The sequence below is a fragment of the Actinomyces sp. AC-20-1 genome, from assembly GCF_023369555.1.
Classification (GTDB): Bacteria; Actinomycetota; Actinomycetes; order Actinomycetales; family Actinomycetaceae; genus Actinomyces.
Genome location: NZ_JACJVC010000020.1, coordinates 20,583 through 42,023, shown reverse-complemented (window position 1 = coordinate 42,023; position 21,441 = coordinate 20,583). Strand labels below are relative to the sequence as shown.

The following is a 21,441-nucleotide window of genomic DNA, read 5'->3' as shown; positions in this document are numbered from 1 at the left end:
GAGCAGGGCGGTCGCCTCCGCGGCTCGGCGCGCCCCGAGCCCGGGGGCGGCGGCCAGCAGGGCCCGGGCCTCGCGCACGGGTGCGGGCAGGCCGACGACGGCCCGTCCCAGTGCGGTGACCGCGCCGTCCGGGCCCGTGAGCCCCAGCCGCTCGAGGGTCGCCGTCGCCGCGGCGAGGGCGGGCGCCGGGGGAGGGTCGATCCAGGCGAGGCCGGTGCCGCCGGGCGCGCCCCAGCCGGCGAGCTCGAGCGCGGCGCCGGTGAGGTCCGCGGACAGGATCTCGGGCGTGGGGGCCTGCGGGGCGCGCGCCCAGTCCACGGGCGAGCAGCAGCGCACGACGACGCCGGGCCCCTCGCGCCCGGCCCTGCCGGCCCGCTGCACGCCGCTGGCGCGCGCGGCCCCGACAGTGACGAGCCCGCTCATCCCGGTGGCCACGTCCAGGCGCGGCTCGCGGGTGAGCATGGCGTCGACGACGACGCGCACCCCCGGCACGGTGAGCGAGGACTCGGCGATGTTGGTGGAGACGACGACGCGCCGCCGCCCGGGGGCGCAGGGCGCCAGGGCGGCGTCCTGCGCGGCGGCGCCCAGGCGCCCGTGCAGGGCCAGGACGTCGACGCCACCGGGCACCGAGGCGCGCAGCCGGGTGACGACCTCGTCCACTCCCGGGCTCCCGGAAGGAACACGAGGAGGTCGCCGCTCTCCCGGGCGAGGGCGTCGAGGGCGGTGGCGGTGACGTGGGCGAGGAGGTCTCGCGGGACCCCGCCCGGGGCGAGCCGGGCGACGCCCGGGGGAGGGGGAGCCCACTGCTCCCGGACGGGGTGCAGGGCGGAGGGGATGTCGAGGACGGGGGCGTCGCCGTCGGCTCCCAGGAGGCGGGGCAGGAGGGTGAGGTCGAGGGTGGCGGACATGGCGACGACGACGAGGTCCTCGCGCAGGGCGCGCGCGTCGAGCAGGAGGGTGAGGAGGAGGTCGGAGTCGAGGGAGCGCTCGTGGACCTCGTCGAGGACGACGGCGGCGGTACCGGGCAGGTCCGGCTCGGCCTGGAGGCGCCGCAGGAGGAGCCCGGCGGTGACGACCTCGACGCGGGTGGTGCGGCCGGAGCGCCGCTCGCCGCGCACGGCGTAGCCGACGGTGCCTCCGACCTCCTCGCCGATCAGGCCCGCGAGGCGGCGGCGCGGGCGGCGACGCGGCGCGGCTGGGTGACCACCACGCGTCCCTCGTGGCCCCGCCCGCGCAGGACGTCGGCGACGAGCGGCGGGACGAGGGTGGTCTTGCCGGTGCCGGGCGGGGCGGTGACGACGGCGCAGGTGTGGGTGTCCAGGAGGGCGCGCAGGTCGTCGAGCCCGGCGGCCACCGGCAGGTCGGGCGGGGCGGCGAGCAGGCGCGCGATCGGGTCGGTCATCGCTGCTCGGGGGTCCTGGGGCGACGACGGCTCAGGCGAGGCCGGCCACGACGCCGGCCTCGCGCAGGGCGGTGGTGATCCGCTGGGAGAACTCGTCGTGCAGGCGCATCTCTCGGTCGGCGCCGTAGGGGCCGCCGCGGGTGATGGCGGCGCTGGAGGTGGGGTAGGTGATGGCGGTGGTGGGCCCGCCGTCGTGCTCGCCGGGCTCGAGGGTGAGCGTCTGGCGCAGGTAGAAGTCCTCCCCGGCGGCGCCGCCGAGCAGGAGGGTCTTGCCGCGTGAGCCGCGCTCGACGACGAGGGTGCCGGCGCCCTCGGTGACGCGCCAGCCGCCCTCGGTGAAGACCCGGGCCAGGAGGGCGCGGACCTGCGGCTCGGGGGCGTGGGCGATGAGGGCGGTGATGGTGGGCACGGGTCGAGGCTACGCGGCCGTGGCGCTCGTGCGGGTGACGTGCGGCGCACGGCCTCGTGGGCGCGGCAGCGGGACCCGCCATGGAAAGCGTGCTTGACATCGTCGTAGATGTCAAGCACGCTAGACATGTCGTCGGGGTTCGAAAGGACTCCCGGCGTCACCGTCACCTGACCGAGGAGGAACGGATGGACAACGACGTGCGCGCCCTGCGCGAGGCCCAGGGCCTCACCCAGGCGCAGCTCGGTGAGGCCCTGGGGGTCTCGCGCCAGAGCGTCAACTCCATCGAGAAGGGCAAGTACGACCCCTCTCTCCCGCTCGCCATCGCCATCGCCCGATACTTCGGGACCACAGTGGAGGAGATCTTCCATGCCTGACCGCACCATCCCCAGCCGCCCACGCGTCATCCGCAGCGCAGGCCTCAGCTTCCTGCTCTGCCTCGCGCTCGCCGTCGCCTCCGCCGTCGGCGCCGGCCTCGTCCCCGTCGACAGGCCGGTGCACGACTACCTGCTGGGCCTCGCCGGCTCCTCCGTCCTACCGGTCATCTCGGTGCTCATGACCCTGACCCTCATCGCCGCCAGCGTCTACTACGACCGCACGACCTGAGTGGCGCCGCCCAGCGGGGCGCACACCGGAGGCGCTGAACCCCGGACTCGTTCGGTACGCTCGGTCAGGCAGACCTTAGTCGAGCCGACGACGAGCCGGCAGTGAGGAGGAGCCGTGACCGTGCAGCCCGCAGGCACCTGGGACGAGGACCCCGGCGGCGTCTCCATCCTCCTGTCCACCGGCCGGGCCCGCCACGACCTCCTCGTCGTCGCCGAGCCCGCCCTCCTGACCGAGATCGACCGGGCCTGGGGCGAGCCCGACGTTCGCGTGCGACTGTCCTACCTGCCCGGCGTCAGCGCCCCCGGCGGCACCGGCCAGGAGGACGCCCTGGACTCCTACGACCGCGGCGGCCTCGGCGTCCTCGTCGCCCGCGGCCGCACCGCCGCCTACGAGGGCGGGCCGGCGCACCGCACGACCGCCCTCGCGAGGATCGCCGCGGGCACGGGGGCGCGCGCCGCCCTCCTCGTCACGCGCGCCTGCGCCCTCACCGAGGCCGGGGACCTCCTCGCCGTCGGGGACCACCTCAACCTCACCGGCGGGCCCCTGTTCACCGCCACCGACCCGCTCGACGCCGCCTGGGACCCGGACCTCTTCGTCCGCCTCACCCAGGTCGACGGCGTGAGCGCCGCGGGCGTCGTCGCCCTCGTCCCCGGACCCACCCGGCCCACCCCGGCCGAGTCCTTCATCATGCGCGGGCTCGGCGTGGACGCCGTCGTCATGGACTCCGTCGCCGAGGCCATGGCCCTGTCCTCGCGCGGGGTGCGCGTGGCCGGACTCGCCTGCGTCGACCACACGAGTGCGGGCACCGCCCCCGGCCCCGCGGGCCGCCGCGCGGCCGGGCACCGCGCCGCCGCCAGCCGGGCGGGCACCGGGCCGTCCCGCCCCGCCGCGCAGGTCGTGCACGAGGCCGTCGAGGCCGTTCTGGCCGAGATCGGCTGAGACGGGACCGGCGCGCTCGTGGGCCCTGTTGGCTCTGGGCCGGCCCCGGTCAGTCCTGGGAGAAGTGCTCGACGAAGGAGCGGATGAGGCGCCCCGCCTCGTGGCCGGACTCGCTCGTACGCGCCTGGCTCAGGAGGTCGTCGATGAGGCCCGGGTCCCCGTAGCCGGCGTCCTTGTAGATCGACAGGCGCGACAGGAACAGGTCGACGTCGAGCTCCGGGTTGAACTGCGTGCCGTAGACGCTCGCACCCACCCGGACCATCTGCACCGGGCAGTCCGGGGAGGTGGCCAGCAGGGTCGCCCCCTCGGGCACCTGGCCGACGCCCTCGTGGTGGCCGACGAAGGCCGTGAAGACCTCCGGCATGCCCTCCAGGAGCGGGTCCCGGCGGCCCTCGGCCGTCAGGTAGATCTCCGCGGAGCCCAGCGCCTCGGCGAAGCGCGTCGAGGTCCCGGCGCCCAGGTAGCCGGCCAGCACCTCGAGGCCGAAGCCGGTCGCGAGCACCGGCACGCCCTCCCTGAGGGCGACCGACAGCAGCTCGCGCACCTGCTCCTCCACGCGCAGCTGGGTGCGCGTCTTGGAGGTCTCGGGAGTCGGGGCGTCATAGGGGCTGCCGCCGATGAGGACGCCGGAGACGTCCCCCGCCTGGAAGCCGCTGAGGAAGTCGACCTCCTCCAGGCGCACGTGGTGCAGGTCGCCAGGCTCCAGGCCGCCCTGGACGCGGAAGGACTCGTACTCCTGCTCGGCGGCCTCGATCTCGGGACGCGTCGACACCATGATGAAAGGCTTCACGCCCGGCAGTGTAACGACTCGGCCCGAGCGGGGTCAGGTGAGCCTCAGCCCCTGAGCGCGTCGTAGAGCCACCACGCCCACAGCCACACGACCGTGGTCGCGCAGCCCATGACGACGGCGAACCAGGCCATGCCCAGGCCGCTCGCCCACCGGCCGCGCAGGCGGCGCAGCGCCCAGCCTCCCGCCGCAGCTGCCAGCAGGCCCACGCCCGGCACCACGGACAGCACCCCCAGCACGAGGGCGACGACGGCGACCGGGTCGGTGGCCGAGCGCGGCGCCTGGTAGCCGGGTCCGGAGAAGACCTCCACCGGGCTCAGGTGCTCCGTGCCGGGGAAGGGCGGTCGCTGCGCGGTCCAGGCCCCCTGGTCCTCCCGGTCCTGCCAGGAGGGCGACGTCGGGCCTGAGGGCGGGGTCGGCGGGGAGCTCACGGCCCCATGATGGCGGCGCGTGTGGCGGACGGCATCCTGCGCCAGGAGGATCCCGGACCGACACCCGGGGCCCGGGCTCCTAGACTGGAGACCCGGCAGGGCTCTGCCGGGCCCTGCCGCTCCGGCGCCCCGATGACCCGTTCACTGACTCATTCACTGACTCGTCCGCGGTGCCGGTCCCCGTTCCCACGCGACAGGAGCCCACGTGTCCTCCTCCACCAGCAGCCGCCGCCCGCGCGGCTGGACCCTCCACGGCGACGGCCGCTCGATCGCCCCCGGTGAGGTCGTCGCTCCCCATGAGCGCCTCACCTGGCCCCGCACCATCGGCATCGGCGTGCAGCACGTCGTCGCCATGTTCGGGGCGACCTTCCTCGTGCCGCTGCTCACCGGCTTCGACCCCTCGACGACCCTGTTCTTCACCGGCTTCGGCACGCTCCTGTTCCTCGCCGTCACGAGCGGGCGCCTGCCCTCCTACCTGGGCTCGTCCTTCGCCCTCATCGCCCCCATCGGGGCGGTCACCGGCTACGTGGCCGACGGCGGCGGCCCCATCGACGACGCCAGGGCCTCCCTGGCGCAGGGCGGCGTCATCGCCGCGGGCCTGTCGCTGGCCCTCATCGGCGTCGTCGTCCACTTCGCCGGCACCGCCTGGATCGACCGGCTCATGCCGCCGATCGTCACCGGCGCCATCGTCTCCCTCATCGGCTTCAACCTCGCCCCGAGCGCCTGGAACAACGTCAGGACGGCGCCCGTGACGGCGATGGTCACCATCGTGTCGATCCTGCTCATCACCGTCCTGTTCAAGGGCATCATCGGCCGCCTGAGCATCCTCATCGGCGTCCTCATCGGCTACGCCACCGCCTGCGTGCGCGGCGAGGTCAACTTCGACGCCATCGCCGGCGCGGACTGGGTGGGCGTGCCCGCCTTCCGGGCCCCGTCCTTCGACCTCAGCCTCCTGGGACTGTTCGTCCCCGTCGTCCTCGTGCTCGTGGCCGAGAACATCGGCCACGTGAAGTCCGTGGCCGCCATGACCGGGGAGAACCTCGACGGCGTCACCGGGCGCGCCCTGTTCGCCGACGGCGTCTCGACGGCGCTCGCCGGCGTCGGCGGCGGCTCCGGCACCACCACCTACGCGGAGAACATCGGCGTCATGGCGGCCACGCGCGTGTACTCCACCGCCGCCTACGTCGTCGCGGCCGTCACGGCCCTGGGCCTGTCCATGCTGCCGAAGTTCGGCGAGATCATCGCGACGATCCCCGCGGGAGTCCTCGGCGGCGCCGCCACGATCCTCTACGGCATGATCGGCATGCTCGGCGTGCGCATCTGGGTGCAGAACCGCGTCGACTTCGCCGACCCCGTCAACCTCAACACGGCGGCCGTCGCCATGGTCGTGGCCATCGCCGACTACACCTGGCACTGGGGCGACATGACCTTCACCGGTATCGCCCTGGGCTCCATCGCGGCCATCGCCGTCTACCACACCATGCGCTGGGTCTCGAGGGCGCGCGGCACCAACCTGGAGCAGGCCTCCCCGGCCTCCGCCCCGGCCGGCGCGGACCTCGAGGGCCCGGCCTACTCCAGCCGAGCCCGTCAGCAGCGTTGACGCGCCGGGCGAGCCCGCACGCACGTCCACACGCAGGCGGCCCGCACCCGAGCAGGGTGCGGGCCGCCTCTGCGTGCGTGCGAGGACCCTTACTCCGACGGCGTGGCCCCGCCTGTCCCGGACGCCTCGGTGGGGGCCAGGCACCCCTCGGGCGCGGTGATGGGCTGGTCCGCCTGGATCTGGCCGATCTCCGCGGCGGCCCGCACCCCCTGCTGGTACTGGGAGCCCAGGACGACGTTGACGGTGGTGTCGGCCGGGTCCTGCACCTCGTCCAGGGTGATGGACACGTCCCCGGTGAAGGCCTGCGCGAGGGTGTAGGCGTTGGCCAGGCCGGCCTCGGAGGTGGTGAGCAGGACGTTGCCGCTGTAGGAGCCCAGGTGCCAGTCCGCCACCATGCCGACCGCCAGGCCGGCCTGCGCCAGGGCGTCCGCGACGCCCTTGGCCAGGCCCGGTGTCTCGGTGCCGTTGAAGACGTTGACCGGGACCGCGGTGACCTGCGCGGTGACGGCCTCGGCGGGCGGGCACACCCGGACCAGGGGGGCGGTCTCCTCGGGGGCGGAGGAGAAGCCGGGCTCGTAGGGGGCGGGGACCATCCCGGTCCACACCGCCAGGCACACCGCCGTCGTGAGGACCATGGCGACGATGAGGCCGCCGATGACGGTGGTCTGCCGGTGCTGCAGACGACGACGGTACTCGGACAGGGGGCTCGCGGGGCTCACGCGCTCACAGTAGTGGACTCGCCGTCCGGGCGGGCAGGAGACCTCAGGCGCCGGGCGGCGGCGGGGCCAGCAGCGGGCGGCCGGCGGGGTCGAGCGTGAGGACGCGTGCGTGGATGAGCGTGCGGCCCTGGAGCGCCGCGCGCAGGGCCCGGTGCAGGCCGGTCTCGAGGTACAGCTCACCGTTCCAGGACACGACGTGCGCGAACAGGTCGCCGAAGAAGGTGGAGTCGTCGTCGAGGAGGTTGCGCAGGTCGAGGGTGGCGCGGGTGGTCGTCAGGAGGTCCAGGCGGATCTGCCGGGGGGCGATCGTCGACCAGACGCGCTGCTGCGTCACCCCGTGCTCGGGGTAGGGCGCACGGTCACCGACGGCCTTGAAGATCACCCGCCCATCGTAACGGCAGGTGGTGCGCGACAGGGCCCGTGTGTCGCCGTCGGGGCGCCGCCGGAGCAGCCGGGTGACGCCCCGGGCACGCGGACGCCGCCGGCCCGTGTCCCCCGAGGGGGTGGGCCGACGGCGTCGGTGGGATCAGTGGTGGGGTGCTGGCGCGGTCACTTGCTGGTGCCGCGGGCGGAGCCGACCAGCTCGGTGCCGTCCTGGCTGGTGATGAGGCAGTTGATGGTGCGGTCGCCGTGGGCCCAGGAGGAGACGGTCGGCTGCAGGGACTGGACGTCGTAGGAGGAGTCGGAGAGGGGGATGCCGACGTACATCTCGAAGGCGTCGAAGCAGGCGTTGTAGATCTCCTCGTCCAGGGCGTCACCGACGGGGACGGTGGAGTGGACGGAGTCGTCGATGTCGGAGTTGTTGTAGACCTCGAACTGGTGCGGGTCGTCGCAGGAGACGAAGTCGACCTCGGAGACGGTGGACTCGGAGTCGTCGTAGTTGAAGCAGTCGCCGACCTGGAGCTTCATGACGGAGTCGGTCTCCGACTCCACCTCGCGGTCGGCGGCCGGGGTCTCCTCGGCGGCGGTGGTCACGGCGGTGTCGTCCGAGGACGAGACGGGAACCTGGTCACCACAGGCGGTGAGGCCGACGGCGAGAAGGAGGGCGAAGGGAACAGCAAGAGCGTGGGTGATCTTTCGCATGGTGCAAGAGTCTCAAAGGAACCCGGGATGCGCCATGGGGCGCGGTACCCATGAGATGTGCGGTCCACCATGGGAGATACGGTCACAAGGCGGTCACAGCGCGGTCTCGACGGCGCCGCGCAGCGCCGCGTCGTCGGCCCCCAGGCGGCGGGCGGCCGTGACGTACTGGCGGGCCAGCTCCTCAAGGCGCTCACGGCGCCGCTCCGGCGGCAGCGTCCGTCCGGACGCGACGCAGGTCCCCGCGCCCCGGCGCGTGACGACGAGCCCCGCGGACTCGAGCTCCTTGTAGGCGCGCGCCACCGTGCCTGGGGCGACGCGCAGGTCACCCGCCAGCTGGCGCACCGTCGGCAGGCGCGAGCCCTCCTCCAGCGCTCCGGAGGAGATGAGGGCGGCGACCTGGCGGCGGACCTGCTCGAAGGGCGGGGTCGGGTCCGCCGTGTCCAGGGTGATCGACGTCGGGCTCATGACTGCTCGCCGCCCTCGGGCGCCGTAGCGGCGGGCGCGGAGCTGTGCGGTGCGGTGACGAGCGGTGCGTCGAGGGCCAGGCGCTCGCGGATGACGGCCGGGCGCCGCAGCATGAGGGCGGTCCCGGCTCCCAGGGCGAGCAGCGCCAGGCCGGCGCAGGCCAGGGCCCACACCCCCAGGGCCAGGTACTCGCGGCCGAGCATCGGGTAGGAGCCCAGGGCGTCGCCCGCGATGGGCGCCATGGTCAGACCCGCCGCGATGGTCGGCAGGGACACGGCGATGATGAGGAGCCCGACGACGGCGTCCGCGCTGCGGCGGCGCAGGGCGGCGTCGAGGTCGGTGTCGGGGGCGTCGTCGGCCCAGGAGGTCAGCTGGCCGCGGGCGGCGGTGTCGCGCAGGGCGGTGGTGGCCAGGACGAGCTGGGCAACGGTGAGCAGCAGGATGGGCACGGAGTAGACCCAGCCGGGCCAGGGGGTGCGGGTGCTGGTGGCCTGGACGGGGCCGCTGGCGCTGTGCCACGTCCCCTCCCAGGTGTGGGCCGTGCCGGTGGCGTCGGCCGTGAGGGTGCCGATGACGAGGAGGGAGGTGAGCAGGACCAGGGCGAGGACGGCGACGACGGCGAAGGGGAGCGAGACATAGTCGCGGGGACGTCGAGGTGTCAGTGAGGCGGTGCGCGTCGGCGTCGTCACGAGGGGGCTGCGGCGCTCGCGCAGGAGGAGGACCAGGAGGCCGACGACGCCCATGACGCTGGGGGCGAGGACGAGACCGAGGTCGAGCAGGGGCGGGAGCTGGCCGATGATGAGCTCGCCGTCGTCGGGCCTGGTGGCGGCGTCGGTGATCGTGTGCGCGAGGGCGGTGTACATGTAGGCCCGCTCGGCCAGGGCCCAGACGAGGGCGACGGCGACGGCGGCGCCGAGCCCGGTGAGGACGGCCAGGGCGGTGCTGCGCCGCGAGTAGCGGTCGGCGTCGGCGAGGGCGGGCGGCGTGCTGGGGGCGTGGGCGGCGCGGGCGGCGCGGGTGAGGGCGATGGGCAGGAAGGTGAGCAGGAACAGGACGGTGAGGACGACGGCGAGCATCGGCAGGAACATGGCAACCACCTCTTGTACTGAGTTGATGGTACAAGAGTGGGGGCGATGCGGTCTTGTGTCAAGGGGGCGGTACAAGGGGTGGTGGGGCGCAGCTGGGGCTGGCAGGGTCTTAGGTGGGGTCCAACCCTGGTGACGAAAAAAGAAGACCCGCAGGATTCTGGGGAAAACTGCGGGCCTTGAACCGGTGGCGGAGGATGGGGGATTCGAACCCCCGAGGGCTTGCACCCAACACGCTTTCCAAGCGTGCGCCATAGGCCACTAGGCGAATCCTCCAGGCGCTGACGTGACCGCGACGGATCCCGTGCAACGGGAATGGACTATATGCGACCCGCGCCCCGTGGTGCCAGCCGGTGGGGAGCCGAGGCCGGTGGCATCGGTCACGGCCGCGCCGACCCGCGGGGCCGGGCGCCGGGGCGGGCCGGACGTCGGGTACACTCGCTCGCGGCCCCTCGTGCGGCGTCATCCAGTGAATCCCCCCAGGACCGGAAGGTAGCAAGGGTAAGCGGGCTCTGGCGGGTGCACGGGGGGTCCTCACGTGACCGGGGGGTGCTGGCGAGGGCGCCGCCGCGGGGCCGCTCCCGCCGCGGGCCCGCTTCGGCCGTCGCATCGTGTCGGTGCTCCCGTTTAGAGTCGGACCGTGACCACCGCTCTGTACCGCCGCTACCGCCCGGACACCTTTCAGGACGTCATCGGGCAGGAGCACGTGACCGCCCCCCTCATGGCGGCACTGTGCGGTGACCGCGTCACCCACGCCTACCTCTTCTCCGGCCCGCGCGGCTGCGGCAAGACGACGAGCGCCCGCATCCTCGCCCGCTGCCTCAACTGCGAGCAGTTCCCCACGGACACCCCCTGCGGGGTGTGCCCCTCCTGCCGGGACCTGGCCACCGGCGGCCCCGGCAGCCTCGACGTCGTCGAGATCGACGCCGCCAGCCACAACGGCGTCGACGACGCCCGCGACCTGCGCGAGCGCGCGGTCTTCGCCCCCGCCCGGGACCGCTTCAAGATCTTCATCCTCGACGAGGCCCACATGGTCACGCCGCAGGGCTTCAACGCCCTGCTCAAGCTCGTCGAGGAGCCCCCGGCGCACGTGAAGTTCATCTTCGCCACCACCGAGCCGGAGAAGGTCATCGGCACCATCCGCTCGCGCACCCACCACTACCCCTTCCGCCTCGTCCCACCGGACACCCTGGAGACCTACCTCGGCCAGCTCTGCCACTCGGAGGGCGTCGCGGTGGGGCCGGGGGTGTTCCCGCTCGTCACCCGGGCAGGCGGCGGGAGCGTGCGCGACACGCTCTCGGTCATGGACCAGCTCATCGGCGGCGCCGTCGACGGCGAGGTCGACTACCAGAGGGCCGTCGCCCTGCTGGGCTACACGGACACGACGATGCTCGACCAGTGCGTGGACTCCATCGCGGCCGCCTCCGGCGCGGGCGTCTTCCGCGTGGTGGACCGTGTCATCGCCTCCGGGCACGACCCCCGTCGCTTCGTCGAGGACCTTCTCCAGCGGCTGCGGGACCTGCTCGTCATCGCGCTCGCCGGGGCGGAGGCCGGGCCCGCTCTCGGGTCCCTGCCCTCGGACGAGCTCGAGCGCATGGAGGTCCAGGCGCGCACGATCGGCTCCGCCACGCTCTCGCGCTACGCGGACCTCACCGCCCAGGCCCTGACCCAGATGGTGGGGGCCACCTCCCCGCGCCTCCAGCTCGAGCTGCTCATGGCGCGCCTGCTGGTGCCCCAGCGCTCACAGCCGGGGCCCGTGCCCCAGGGCGCTGCCGGTGCCCCGGCGGCGGTGCAGCCCGGGGTCGCGCCGCAGGCCGTGCCTGCGGCGCAGGACCCGCGCGCCCTGGCCGCCGCCATCGCCCGTCGCGCCTCCGGTGGTGACGACGGTGCGGCGACGCAGCCGACGGGCTCCGGCCAACCCGCTCCGGCCGCGTCCCCGGCGCCCTCAGGGCCCGACGCGCCTGTCGCGCCTGAGGCGGCGCCCCCGGCCCAGCCGGGCACGACGGCGCCCTCTGCGCCCTCTGAGTATCCCGACGCCCCCCCGGCGCGCGCCCTGGGCGCGCCCGAGACGGCCGTGCCCCACCCGGCCGGCGAGGCCTCCGCCGCGGCGGCCCCGCCTACCGCGACGCCGCAGTCCGCACCCGGTGCCGACGAGGAGATCCAGCCGGGGACGGCGCAGCAGGCCTCCGGCACCGCCGGAGCCGACGGGGAGATGATCCGCACCCGGTGGGGCGAGGTCCTCGAGGCCATCAAGCGCGAGCGGCGCGCCACCTGGGCCCTCGTCGAGCCGCACGCCCAGCCCGGTGACGTCGAGGCGGGCGTCTTCCGCGTCCTGTTCAGGTCGCCGGGGCTCGTCAACGCCTTCAGCCACGGACACGCCCCCGTCGTCGCCCAGGCGCTCCACCAGGCACTCGGCCTCCAGGTCCAGGTCGAGGCCGTCCTCCTCGGAGGCCCAGGAGGGCCAGGAGGTCCCGGCGGGCCGGATGGTCCCGGCGGGCCGGTCCCCGCGGGAGGCCCCGGCGCCCCCGGGGGGGTGGGAGCCTCACGCGCCCCGCGAGCGCCCGCGGGACCCGCGCCTCAGGTGATCGCGCCCTCCTCCGCGGCGGTCCAGGCGGCTGCGTCCGGGCCGACCCCGACGGCGGCTCCGGCCGCCGCACCCGCGCCCACCCCGACGACGTCCCCCGCCTCCTCCTCGCCGGGGCGGGCGCCCGCCCCCGAGGCGGCACCCTCCTCCGCACCTGAACCTGAGCCCGTCGGCTGGGGCGAGGTCGCCCCCATCGGCCAGGCCCGCAGGCCGCACCCCTCCCCGGTCCCCGACGAGCAGGACCGGGCTGTGGGCGCGCCCTCAGGGGCCCCGCCCCAGGCCGGCCCCGCCCGGCCCGCGCCCGGCGCCGGGGCGCCCGCCGAGGTGGACGACGCTCCCCTGGCCACCGTCCACCGCCTCCACGCCCTGCCGGAGATCCCCGGCAGGGCCTCGTCGTCCGCTCCGCAGCGCCAGACGGCCCCCGGGCCCACCAGCGCCCCCTCGCCCTCGGAGCCGGCCGAACGCGCCCACGGCCCTGTCGGGCCGGCCCCTGGCGAGCCCGACGGCTCCACCCCTGTCGGACCTGCGGGCGCCCTCGGCCCGGACCCCTCGAGCCGTACCCTCACCGGCTCCGCGGGCCCCGGCACCGGCCCGGCAGCCCCTGCCCCCTCGGCCTCGAGCACTGCGGCTCCCGACGCCGTGACCCCCGACGCGGAGACCTCTGGCGCCGTGGAGCCGGCTCCGGCGGCCCCCGGTCCGGCCGGCCCGGTCCCGCAGCGCCCCGCAGCCGACGACGGCTACTTCTCCGACGGCATCCCCCTGCCCGATGAGCCCGCCCCCTTCGAGGCCTCCACCGAGGACTCATGGGCCCCGCCCAGCGCCTCGGTCAGCGCCGCCATGGCCGCCGCCCGCGCCGCCGCCCGGGGCGAGGCACCACCCCCCGGCGCCGCCCAGGTGCGCCCGGTCGTCAGGCTCGAGGACGACGTCATCAGTGAGGACGACGAGGACGCCGAGGAGGCCGGCGTCGTCGGCCTCGAGGTCGTCAAGCGCCTGCTCGGCGCCACCGTCCTGGAGGAGGTCGTCATCACCGACCGCGGACCGGAAGGATCCTGACCCATGCCCGCCGTCTACGAAGGTGCCGTCCAGGACCTCATCGACGAGCTCGGGGAGCTCCCCGGCATCGGCCCCAAGTCCGCCCAGCGGATGGCCTTCCACATCCTCGCCTCCGACACCGCCAGCGTCGAGCGCCTCATCGACGCCCTGCGCGCCGTCAAGGCGCGGGTGCGCTTCTGCACCACCTGCGGCAACATCGCCGAGGCCGAGCAGTGCACCATCTGCGCCGACCCGCGCCGCGACCAGCGCGTCATCTGCGTGGTCGAGGAGCCCAAGGACGTCGTCGCCATCGAGCGCACTCGCGAGTACCGGGGCCTCTACCACGTCCTCGGCGGGGCCATCGACCCCATCAACGGCGTCGGCCCCGACGACCTGCGCGTGCGCGAGCTCTTCGCCCGCCTGGGCGGGGAGGTCGGCGAGGTCATCCTGGCCACGGACCCCGACGTCGTCGGGGAGGCCACGGCCGCCTACCTCACCCGCGTGCTGCGCACCATGGACGTTCCCGTCTCCCGCCTCGCCTCCGGCCTGCCGGTGGGCAGCGACCTCGAGTACGCCGACGAGGTCACCCTCGGCCGCGCCTTCGAGGGACGCCGCCGCGTCGACGAGTAGTGCCGCTCTCGACCCGCCCACCCGGGCCGTCGGGAGTCCGGGATCCCCGGCGATGGCACCACAACGATTGCTACGTTTGCAAAATGTGAGGCAGGTCGCCATACTGTGGGCATGCGAATCAACGGCGACTCCGCAGCGTGGCTCACGGCCGGCTACCCGCGCCCGCTCATCTGCCGCGAGAGCTGGCTCAGCCTCGCCGGTCCCTGGGGCTTCTGCGCTGACCCCCACCGCGTCGGCACACGCGAGTCCTGGCACGCCCCCGGCACCCTCTTCCCCGACACCATCACCGTCCCCTTCCCGCCCGGCACCGAGAGGTCCGGGCTCCCCGGACCCGGCTACGACACCGAGGTCGTCTGGTACCGGCGCACCGTCACCCCCGACGAGCTCGCCTCCCTTCCCGAGGCCGACGGCGAGCGCCTCGTCCTCACCTTCGAGGGCGTGGACCACACCGCCGACGTCTGGGGCAACGGCCAGCACCTCGCCCACCACGTCGGCGGGTACTCCCGCTTCGAGGTCGACGTCACCGAGGCCCTCACCCCCGAGGGGCTGGAGCTCGTCGTCCGTGCCGAGGACCCGCGCAGCGACGTCGAGCAGCCACGTGGCAAGCAGGAGTGGCGCGAGAGCCCCCACGGCATCTGGTACCAGCGCTCCACCGGCATCTGGCGCGAGGTCTGGATGGAGCGCCGCCCGGCCCTCGCCGTCACCGCCCTGACCTGGCAGACCGACCTCGGGCAGGCACAGGTCTCCGCCCGGCTGGCCCTCACCCGCGCCCCCCGTCCCGGCACCAGCGTGACCGTCACCCTCAGTCACGACGGCGAGCCCCTCGGCACCGCCACCACCGCCTGCCTCGCCCAGGAGGCCACCGTCACCATCCACGTCCCGGCGCTGCTCAACCGCATGGAGTGGCCGGGCCTGCTGTGGACCCCCTCCCAGCCCCACCTCGTCGAGGCCCGCATCAGCCTCACCGAGACCGACGGCGACCGTACCCGCAGTGACGAGGTCGTCTCCTACACCGGACTGCGGGAGGTCACCACCTCCAACGGCTACCTCTGCCTCAATCACGAGCCGGTCTACGTGCGGGCGGTCCTCGACCAGGGCTACTGGGAGGACAGCGCCTTCACCCCGCCCAGCAACGAGGCGCTGCGCGAGGACATCGCCCTGGCCAGAAGGCTCGGCCTCAACACCCTGCGCGCCCACCAGCGCACCCCCGACCTGCGCTACCTCGCCTGGGCGGACCGCCTCGGCATGATGGTCTGGGCCGAGTACCCGGCCGCCTACGCCTTCTCCCACCGCGCCGTCGCCATGCTCACCGCCGAGTGGGCCCGCACCGTCGAGGACTGCGCCGGCCACCCCAGCGTCGTCGTGTGGGTCCCCTTCAACGAGAGCTGGGGCGTGCCCCTCATCGCCACCGACCCCGCCCAGCAGGCCTTCGTCGACTCCGTCGTCAGCCTCACCCGCGCCCTCGACCCCACCCGGCCCGTCATCGCCAACGACGGCTGGGAGCAGCGTGGTACCGACATCGTCACCGTCCACGACTACGGCACCCACCCCGAGGAGCTGCGCGCCAACTACGCCGACGACGACTCCCTGGCCCGCACCCTCACCGGCGCCGGGCCCCAGGGCCGGCGGATCCTGCTCGACCAGGACTGGGACGGCCGGCGACCCGTCATGGTCTCGGAGTTCGGAGGCATCTCCCTGGCCACTGCCGACGCCGGGTCCTGGGGCTACGCCGTCGTCTCCACCACCGAGGAGTACGAGGAGGTCGTCGGCAGCCTCCTCGACTCCCTCTACGCCTCCCCGCTGCTGTCCGGCTGGTGCTACACCCAGCTGACCGACACCGCCCAGGAGACCAACGGCCTGTGCCACGCCGACCGCACCCTCAAGCTGGGCGAGGCCCGCACCCGCGACCTCCTCACCCGCGGCGCCCGCGCCTTCCGCACCCACCTCAGGCCCCGGGCGATCACCGAGGTCCCCGCCCTCGACACGGGGCAGCCGCGATGAGCCGCCCGGTGACACGCCGCCGTACCCGGGCCAAGGTCCTGCGGTGGGGGACGAACCTCTCCTTCGTCCTGCCCTTCGCGCTCGTCTACGTGCTCTTCCTCCTCTACCCGGTCCTCCAGGCCGGGCTCATGAGCCTGTTCGACTGGGACCTGCTCGGCAGCGTCCGCGACTACGTGGGCCTGCGCAACTACACGACGATGCTCGGCGGCACCGGCATCATCTGGAGCGCCGGCCACCGCTGGGTCCTGCGCCTGCTGCTCCTGCTCGTCGCCGCGGCCGTGGGCGCCTGGGCCTGGAGGGGCAGGCGGCTGCGGGCGGGCGAGGTCCTCCTCATCACCTCACTGGTCGCCGTCGCCGTGCTCATGGGCTTCCACCCCGGCCCCGGCGGCTCCTGGTACGACACGAGGTTCTGGAACGCGCTGGAGAACACCGTCGTCTTCACGCTCGTCTCGACGCCGCTCATCGCCGGCCTCGGGCTCGTCTTCGCCCTCCTGCTCAACCGTCCCGGGCGGATGACCGGCTTCTACCGGGCCGCGCTCTTCGTGCCCTACGTGCTGCCCGTGTCCATGACGACTCTCGTGTGGGGCTACCTGCTCAACCCCTCGCGCGGCATCGTCAGCCGGCTCACCGAGGCCCTGGGCATGGGCACCATCGAGTGGCTCACCACCCCCGGCCTGGCCATGGGCGCCGTCGTCGTCACCACCGTGTGGTGGACCGTCGGCTTCAACATGATCCTCTTCGGCGCCGGCCTGCAGGACATCGACCCCACCCTCTACGAGGCCGCGGCCCTCGACGGCGCCGGCCCCTGGCAGAAGCTCCTGCACATCACGCTGCCGGGACTGCGTCACGCCACGCTGCTCGTCGTCGTCACCCAGGTGATCGCCTCGTTCCAGATCTTCGGGCAGGTCAACATCATGACCTCCGGCGGCCCCGCAGGCACCACCGATGTGCTCGTGCGCTACATCTACCAGACCGGGTTCCGGGACAAGGACCTGGGGTACGCCTCAGCGGTGTCCCTGTTCCTCTTCGTCCTCATGGTGGGGGTCTCCCTCATCCAGTTCCTCATGTCCCGCCAGAGGAAGGGCTGAGATGACCACTGCCACGACCGCCGAGACCACCAGGACCGTCCGCGCGCCCCGGGGCGCGGGCCGCAGCAGGATCGCGGCCGTCGCCTACCACGGCGGCATGCTCGCCGTCGTCGCCATCTGGGTCCTGCCGCTCATCTGGGTCCTGTCGCTGTCCCTGAGCAGCAACAGCGCCCTCAAGCTCAGGTCCCAGACGCTCCTGCCCCAGGACCTCACCCTCGAGAACTACGTCGGCGTCTTCCGGGTGGGCCTGACCTCGCAGTGGTTCGTCAACTCCGTCGTCGTCACGCTCCTCACCACCCTGGTCACCGTCATCATCTGCGCCTGTGCGGGCTACGCCTTCGCCAAGCTGTCCTTCCCCGGCCGGCTCGCGGTCTACGCCCTCACCCTCGCCGGCATGATGGTGCCCAAGGAGGCCATGTTCATCCCCCTGTTCATGATGTTCGAGGACATGGGCCTGCACAACACCTACGCCGGCCTCATCCTGCCGCGCCTGGCCTTCCCCCTCGGCGTCTTCATCATGACCCAGTTCTTCGGGCAGGTTCCCGATGAGATCGAGGAGGCCGCCCGCGTGGACGGCGCCTCCGCCTGGCGGATCTTCTTCTCGATCATGCTGCCGCTCGCGCGGCCCTCGCTCCTGGCCCTGGCGACCTTCACCTTCGTCCAGTCCTGGAACGACTACCTCTGGCCCCTGGTCTCCGCCACGCGGCCCGAGATGTTCACCATCACCACCGGCCTCGCCTCGCTCCAGGGCAACTTCGCCCAGGCCACCGAGCTCGGCTCACTCATGGCGCGGGGCGTCACCGGCGCCCTGCCCCTGCTCATCCTCTTCGTCGTCTTCCAGAAGCACCTCATCCGCGGCATCTCCATGACCAGCGGGGACAAGTAGCCCCGCCCCCACCGTCCCTCCCCAGCCGACAACGCCGTCGGCCCCACGAAAGGAACCCCCATGAAGCGCACACGCCCCATGACCGTCCTCGCCCTGCTGGGCGCGGCGTCACTCGCCCTCACCGCCTGCGGCTTGTCCGGCGGATCGGGAGGCTCAGGCGGCTCAGGAGGGGCCGCGGTCGACACCGCGGCCCTGGCTGAGCAGATCGCCGCCGTCACCGACGAGCAGCTGCAGGACACCACCATCACGATGTCCCGCTTCTTCGGCGACTGCGAGGAGACCACGGCGGGCGTCACCGACGTGTCCCTGGCGACCACCGAGTGCGAGGCCATCCAGATCCTCACCAACAAGTTCAACGCCGAGAACCAGTGGGGCATCACCGTCGAGCGCCTGGGAGGTGCCGCCTGGCACTCCTACTACGACGGCCTCAACGCCGCCCTCGCCTCGAGCGACCGCCCCGACGTCGCCGTCATGCACGGCTCCAACCTCCCCGACTACGCCTCCCGCGGCATGCTCGTGCCCGTGCCCGAGGGGATGGGCATCGACCTGACGGACGCCACCGACCCGGCCAGCGAGGCCATCACCTACGACGGCGTGGCCTCCGCCATCCCCTTCGACACCCACGCCGTCATCTCCCACCTCAACATGGACCTCCTCGAGCAGGCGGGGCTGACCAACGCGGACGGCACCTACACGATGCCGACCAGCGTCGAGGCCTTCATGGCCGACGCCGAGAAGTTCACCACGGCCACCGGCAAGCCCTACATCGACATCGCGCTGTCCAACGACCCCATGGGTGGACGCCTGTGGATGTCTCTCATCTGGCAGCAGGGCGAGGACTTCATCGACGCCGAGGCCCGGACCGCCTCGATGACCTCCGAGGCCTCGACCAACGCGCTGCAGCTCATCAACGACCTGGTCGACAAGGGCTACACCACGCCCCAGCACGACTACGACGCCTCCGCCCAGGCCTTCCTCAACGGTGAGGCCGGCATCATGTTCAACGGCGTGTGGGCCGTCAACCAGTACACCCTCGAGGCCCCCTTCCACTACGAGGTGACCGACGCCCCGCAGCTCTTCGAGCACCACGCCTCCTGGGCCAACTCCCACGTCTGGGCGGTGCCCGTCCAGGACGACGGCGACCCCGTCCAGTACCGCGCGGCCTTCGAGTTCGCGAGCTTCCTGTACCAGCACACGGGGGACTGGGCGATCGCGACCGGCCACATGGCCTCCAGCGTCTCCGCCATCGAGTCCGAGGCCTACCTGGCCGCGCCGCACCGCGAGCAGTACGTCCTGACCGCCACCACCTACGGCCACATGCAGCCGCGCCTGGTGGAGTGGCCCGCCATCGGTGACCTCGTGCAGGAGAAGCTGGAGGCCTCCTGGCTCACGGGCACCAGCGTCGACGACGCCCTGGCCGAGCTGCAGGCCGCCACGGAGGCCGAGCTCAGGTGACCCGGGTCATCTGACCCCTCGCCGCTGTTCGTCGGGTGCGGTCCCGCGGTCCTGGGTACCGTGGGACCGCACCCGACGTCGTCCCCGGAGGTGGTTCTCGTGGCTGACGAGGCTGTCAAGCCGCCCAACATGTTCGACGTCGCGGCCCGGGCTCATGTCTCCCAGCGCACCGTGTCCAACGTCCTGTCCGGGACGGTGCGGGTCTCGCCCGGGACCCGAGAGAGGGTCGAGCGGGCGATCCGCGAGCTGGGCTACAAGCCGAACCTGGCGGCGCGCAGCCTCAGGCAGGGGCGCACCGACACGATCGGCGTCGTCATGCCCCTGCTCCAGTGGCCCTACTACGCCGAGCTCGCCCACCTCATCCGCTCCGAGGCGGACGCCCTCGGCTACCGGATGCTCGTGCTGGAGACCGGGGCCGACGAGGCCGCCGAGCGCAGGATCCTCCGCGAGCTCAACGCCTCACTGGTCGACGGCGTCATCCTCTCGGCCCTGGCGATCAGCGGTGACGACCTCACCGGGCTCGGCGTCGACCTGCCGATCGTGCTCCTGGGCGAGCGGCTGTCCGGGCTCGACATGCTCCACCTGTCCATCGACAACGCCCAGGCCGCCGCTGAGGTGGCCGCGCACCTGCACGACCAGGGGGCCCGCTCCTTCTGGGTGGTCGGCTCGAGCGCGACGGCGATCACCGCCTCCGCCGGCCACCGCCGCCTCACCGGCTTCGTGGACGGGCTGCGCGAGCGGGGCGTGCCGGAGTCGGCCTGGACCCAGTACGAGGTCTCGCCGTGGACCCTCGAGGGCGGCTACGCCGCCGTGAGGTCGGTGCTGGAGGCGGCCAGGGACGCCGGGCGCCTGCCCGACGCCGTCTACTGCATGAACGACCTCGTGGCCCTGGGGGTCATGCGCGCCTGCTGGGAGCTGGGGGTGCGCGTGCCCGAGGACCTGCTGCTGACCGGCTGGGACGACACCGCGGCCACGAGCTACACCGCGCCGCCGCTGACCGTCATCTCGCCGGACAAGGAGGGCATCGCCCGGGGCGCGGTGAGGGGCCTGGTCTCCCTCGTGCGCGGTGAGGGCGTCGAGAGGACCGAGCAGACCGTCGGGCACCGCCTGGTCGTGCGCGGCTCGACGCAGCGCACGCGCCCGTAGCCGGGCGGCGTCAGACACGCCTCGACCAGGCCACCCGCGCCGCGAGAGAGGGTGCGATGCCTCATCGGGCCAGCACGCGGTCTGTGATGTGCTCAGTGCAGGCCGGTCGCGGTCGTCAGTCCTGATATCGGGCACGAGTCGATCGAGGCATTGAGTGTCGAGTGCGCGGCGACACAGGCGTAGGCGTCTGGGTCGATCAACTCGAACAGCTCCTGCACCTCAACCAGACGATCTTCCAGGCCGGTGCGGGTGGAGAACACCGGCTCATTGTGCGCCAGCCTGTTGCGGAACCTCACCACCCGGGCCACCAGGTCATGCACCTTCGCTCGCCCGGTTCCCTTGGGGAATGCCCGGTGCAGCATCGGGTTCCACAGGGTCGGCGTCCGTTCGCCCACGGTCAGGTTCGACCAGAAACCGAAGGTCAGAGCGGCCACGACCTCAGCGTGCGTCGGTGCCGAGCTCAGCCCGCGTTTGGCATCGGTGATCCGGGCCAGGCTCACCTGATTGCGACGGCGCTGCTGGGTGCGGGCACGCTGAACACCCTGTTCCAGATGGAACAGCGGCGATTGCGAGTCGATGGCCCAGTCCGGGAACCCGTCGTATGAGCTCGCGGTCATAGGCGTTGCGCAGGGCGACTTCCAGATGCCCGACGTCCACGATCCCGGCGGCTGCGACCCGTGAGTTCCACAGGTATGTCTCCATCGCCAGGGCGTGGTCTCCGCTCGCGACGCTGAGGTAGCGACGGTACCTTGGCGTGCTCAGCCACCGCGCTGCTTGAGCAGCGTCGAGTGAGGTCGCGTCTTCAGTCATATCTGCTATTTTAGGAACATCGCCCCGCGGTAACCGTCCTCTGTCTGGCTTCGGCCAGTTAGGCACCGCGGGGCTTTGTCCTGCGAGTGGACGTACTTCCGGAAGGTCCTGGAAAAGGTCCAGGACCCGGGGGCGAGAGGCCTGCATGGAGGAGACATCGTCGCTCTCGACCGGGGCTGCGGCTCATGGGGCCGAGGACTCCCGGCAGGCGCACCTGCCCGCGCGCTAAAGGTCTCTCGCTGGCCTCGCCCGCGCCCGCAGGCGGGCGTCTCAGGATGGGGAAGCC

General features: G+C 73.2%; 22 protein-coding genes, 1 tRNA gene and 1 other RNA gene. 12 read left to right on the top strand and 12 right to left on the bottom strand.

Annotation, left to right across the window (positions count from 1 at the left end; translation table 11 throughout):
* The 3 genes from H6X67_RS10325 to H6X67_RS11920 all read right to left on the bottom strand — a co-directional run.
* A partial coding sequence (locus tag H6X67_RS10325; RefSeq protein WP_349305319.1) for a helicase-related protein occupies positions 1–660 on the bottom strand: 660 nt, incomplete at its 3' end.
* Between the two features lie 493 nt (positions 661–1,153).
* Positions 1,154–1,402, bottom strand: a complete 249-nt coding sequence (locus tag H6X67_RS10320) for an AAA family ATPase (protein ID WP_249369240.1) — start codon at positions 1,400–1,402, stop codon at positions 1,154–1,156.
* Between the two features lie 31 nt (positions 1,403–1,433).
* Positions 1,434–1,811, bottom strand: coding sequence for a hypothetical protein (locus H6X67_RS11920; protein WP_249369242.1), 378 nt, complete (start codon positions 1,809–1,811; stop codon positions 1,434–1,436).
* Between the two features lie 185 nt (positions 1,812–1,996).
* Between H6X67_RS11920 and H6X67_RS10310 the strand changes: the two genes are divergently transcribed.
* The 3 genes from H6X67_RS10310 (at position 1,997) to H6X67_RS10300 (ending at position 3,353) form a co-directional block, all read left to right on the top strand.
* Complete coding sequence (locus H6X67_RS10310; RefSeq protein WP_249369268.1) at positions 1,997–2,185, top strand: helix-turn-helix transcriptional regulator; 189 nt, start codon at positions 1,997–1,999, stop codon at positions 2,183–2,185.
* Positions 2,178–2,414, top strand: a complete 237-nt coding sequence (locus tag H6X67_RS10305) for a hypothetical protein (RefSeq protein ID WP_249369244.1) — start codon at positions 2,178–2,180, stop codon at positions 2,412–2,414. Before H6X67_RS10310 ends, H6X67_RS10305 begins: the two co-directional genes overlap by 8 nt.
* 114 nt (positions 2,415–2,528) lie before the next feature.
* A complete protein-coding gene (locus tag H6X67_RS10300) occupies positions 2,529–3,353 on the top strand; it encodes a phosphorylase family protein (protein WP_249369246.1) in 825 nt (274 codons plus the stop codon).
* 49 nt (positions 3,354–3,402) lie between these two features.
* Here H6X67_RS10300 and H6X67_RS10295 read toward each other — a convergent pair whose 3' ends face one another.
* On the bottom strand, positions 3,403–4,143 hold the full coding sequence (locus H6X67_RS10295) for a glutamine amidotransferase-related protein (RefSeq protein ID WP_249369248.1): 741 nt from the start codon (positions 4,141–4,143) through the stop codon (positions 3,403–3,405).
* 44 nt (positions 4,144–4,187) lie between these two features.
* Positions 4,188–4,571, bottom strand: a complete 384-nt coding sequence (locus tag H6X67_RS10290; protein WP_249369250.1) for a DUF4190 domain-containing protein — start codon at positions 4,569–4,571, stop codon at positions 4,188–4,190.
* 205 nt (positions 4,572–4,776) lie between these two features.
* Here H6X67_RS10290 and H6X67_RS10285 point away from each other — a divergent pair, with 205 nt between their 5' ends.
* Positions 4,777–6,171, top strand: a complete 1,395-nt coding sequence (locus tag H6X67_RS10285; protein WP_249369252.1) for a uracil-xanthine permease family protein — start codon at positions 4,777–4,779, stop codon at positions 6,169–6,171.
* Positions 6,172–6,260: 89 nt separating this feature from the next.
* Here H6X67_RS10285 and H6X67_RS10280 read toward each other — a convergent pair whose 3' ends face one another.
* The 6 genes from H6X67_RS10280 to H6X67_RS10255 form a co-directional block, all read right to left on the bottom strand.
* A complete protein-coding gene (locus tag H6X67_RS10280; RefSeq protein WP_249369254.1) occupies positions 6,261–6,890 on the bottom strand; it encodes a LytR C-terminal domain-containing protein in 630 nt (209 codons plus the stop codon).
* A 43-nt stretch (positions 6,891–6,933) separates the two neighbouring features.
* Positions 6,934–7,272, bottom strand: coding sequence for a type II toxin-antitoxin system VapB family antitoxin (locus H6X67_RS10275; protein WP_249369257.1), 339 nt, complete (start codon positions 7,270–7,272; stop codon positions 6,934–6,936).
* Positions 7,273–7,439: 167 nt separating this feature from the next.
* Positions 7,440–7,973 (bottom strand): septum formation family protein, encoded by a 534-nt coding sequence (locus H6X67_RS10270; protein ID WP_249369259.1) that lies wholly within the window; start codon positions 7,971–7,973, stop codon positions 7,440–7,442.
* 93 nt (positions 7,974–8,066) lie between these two features.
* Positions 8,067–8,438: a GntR family transcriptional regulator gene (locus H6X67_RS10265; RefSeq protein WP_249369263.1), complete on the bottom strand. Its 372-nt coding sequence runs from the start codon at positions 8,436–8,438 to the stop codon at positions 8,067–8,069.
* The gene (locus H6X67_RS10260; RefSeq protein ID WP_249435522.1) at positions 8,435–9,526 is read right to left on the bottom strand and encodes a hypothetical protein; all 1,092 of its coding nucleotides are present in this window, start codon (positions 9,524–9,526) and stop codon (positions 8,435–8,437) included. Before H6X67_RS10260 ends, H6X67_RS10265 begins: the two co-directional genes overlap by 4 nt.
* 185 nt (positions 9,527–9,711) lie before the next feature.
* A tRNA-Ser gene (locus H6X67_RS10255) sits at positions 9,712–9,799 on the bottom strand.
* 167 nt (positions 9,800–9,966) lie between these two features.
* On the opposite strand from H6X67_RS10255, the gene ffs reads away from it, so the two are divergent.
* The 8 genes from ffs to H6X67_RS10215 all read left to right on the top strand — a co-directional run bounded on the left by ffs (position 9,967) and on the right by H6X67_RS10215 (position 20,345).
* An RNA gene (gene ffs / locus H6X67_RS10250) (signal recognition particle sRNA small type) lies at positions 9,967–10,062 on the top strand.
* 101 nt (positions 10,063–10,163) lie between these two features.
* A complete protein-coding gene (locus H6X67_RS10245; RefSeq protein ID WP_249435521.1) occupies positions 10,164–13,160 on the top strand; it encodes a DNA polymerase III subunit gamma and tau in 2,997 nt (998 codons plus the stop codon).
* A 3-nt stretch (positions 13,161–13,163) separates the two neighbouring features.
* Complete coding sequence (gene recR / locus H6X67_RS10240) at positions 13,164–13,769, top strand: recombination mediator RecR (protein ID WP_249369011.1); 606 nt, start codon at positions 13,164–13,166, stop codon at positions 13,767–13,769.
* 111 nt (positions 13,770–13,880) lie between these two features.
* Positions 13,881–15,770 (top strand): glycoside hydrolase family 2 TIM barrel-domain containing protein, encoded by a 1,890-nt coding sequence (locus H6X67_RS10235; RefSeq protein ID WP_249369012.1) that lies wholly within the window; start codon positions 13,881–13,883, stop codon positions 15,768–15,770.
* Positions 15,771–15,778: 8 nt separating this feature from the next.
* Positions 15,779–16,858, top strand: a complete 1,080-nt coding sequence (locus H6X67_RS10230; protein WP_249369013.1) for a carbohydrate ABC transporter permease — start codon at positions 15,779–15,781, stop codon at positions 16,856–16,858.
* A gap of 1 nt (position 16,859) precedes the next feature.
* A complete protein-coding gene (locus H6X67_RS10225; RefSeq protein WP_249369014.1) occupies positions 16,860–17,744 on the top strand; it encodes a carbohydrate ABC transporter permease in 885 nt (294 codons plus the stop codon).
* A 60-nt stretch (positions 17,745–17,804) separates the two neighbouring features.
* Entirely contained in the window at positions 17,805–19,199 is a 1,395-nt protein-coding gene (locus H6X67_RS10220) for an extracellular solute-binding protein (RefSeq protein ID WP_249369015.1), read from the top strand.
* A gap of 99 nt (positions 19,200–19,298) precedes the next feature.
* A complete protein-coding gene (locus H6X67_RS10215; protein ID WP_249369016.1) occupies positions 19,299–20,345 on the top strand; it encodes a LacI family DNA-binding transcriptional regulator in 1,047 nt (348 codons plus the stop codon).
* Positions 20,346–20,437: 92 nt separating this feature from the next.
* Here the strand turns inward: H6X67_RS10215 and H6X67_RS10210 are convergent, their stop codons facing one another.
* Positions 20,438–20,962: a hypothetical protein gene (locus H6X67_RS10210; protein ID WP_249369017.1), complete on the bottom strand. Its 525-nt coding sequence runs from the start codon at positions 20,960–20,962 to the stop codon at positions 20,438–20,440.
* Between the last annotated feature and the right edge of the window lie 479 nt (positions 20,963–21,441).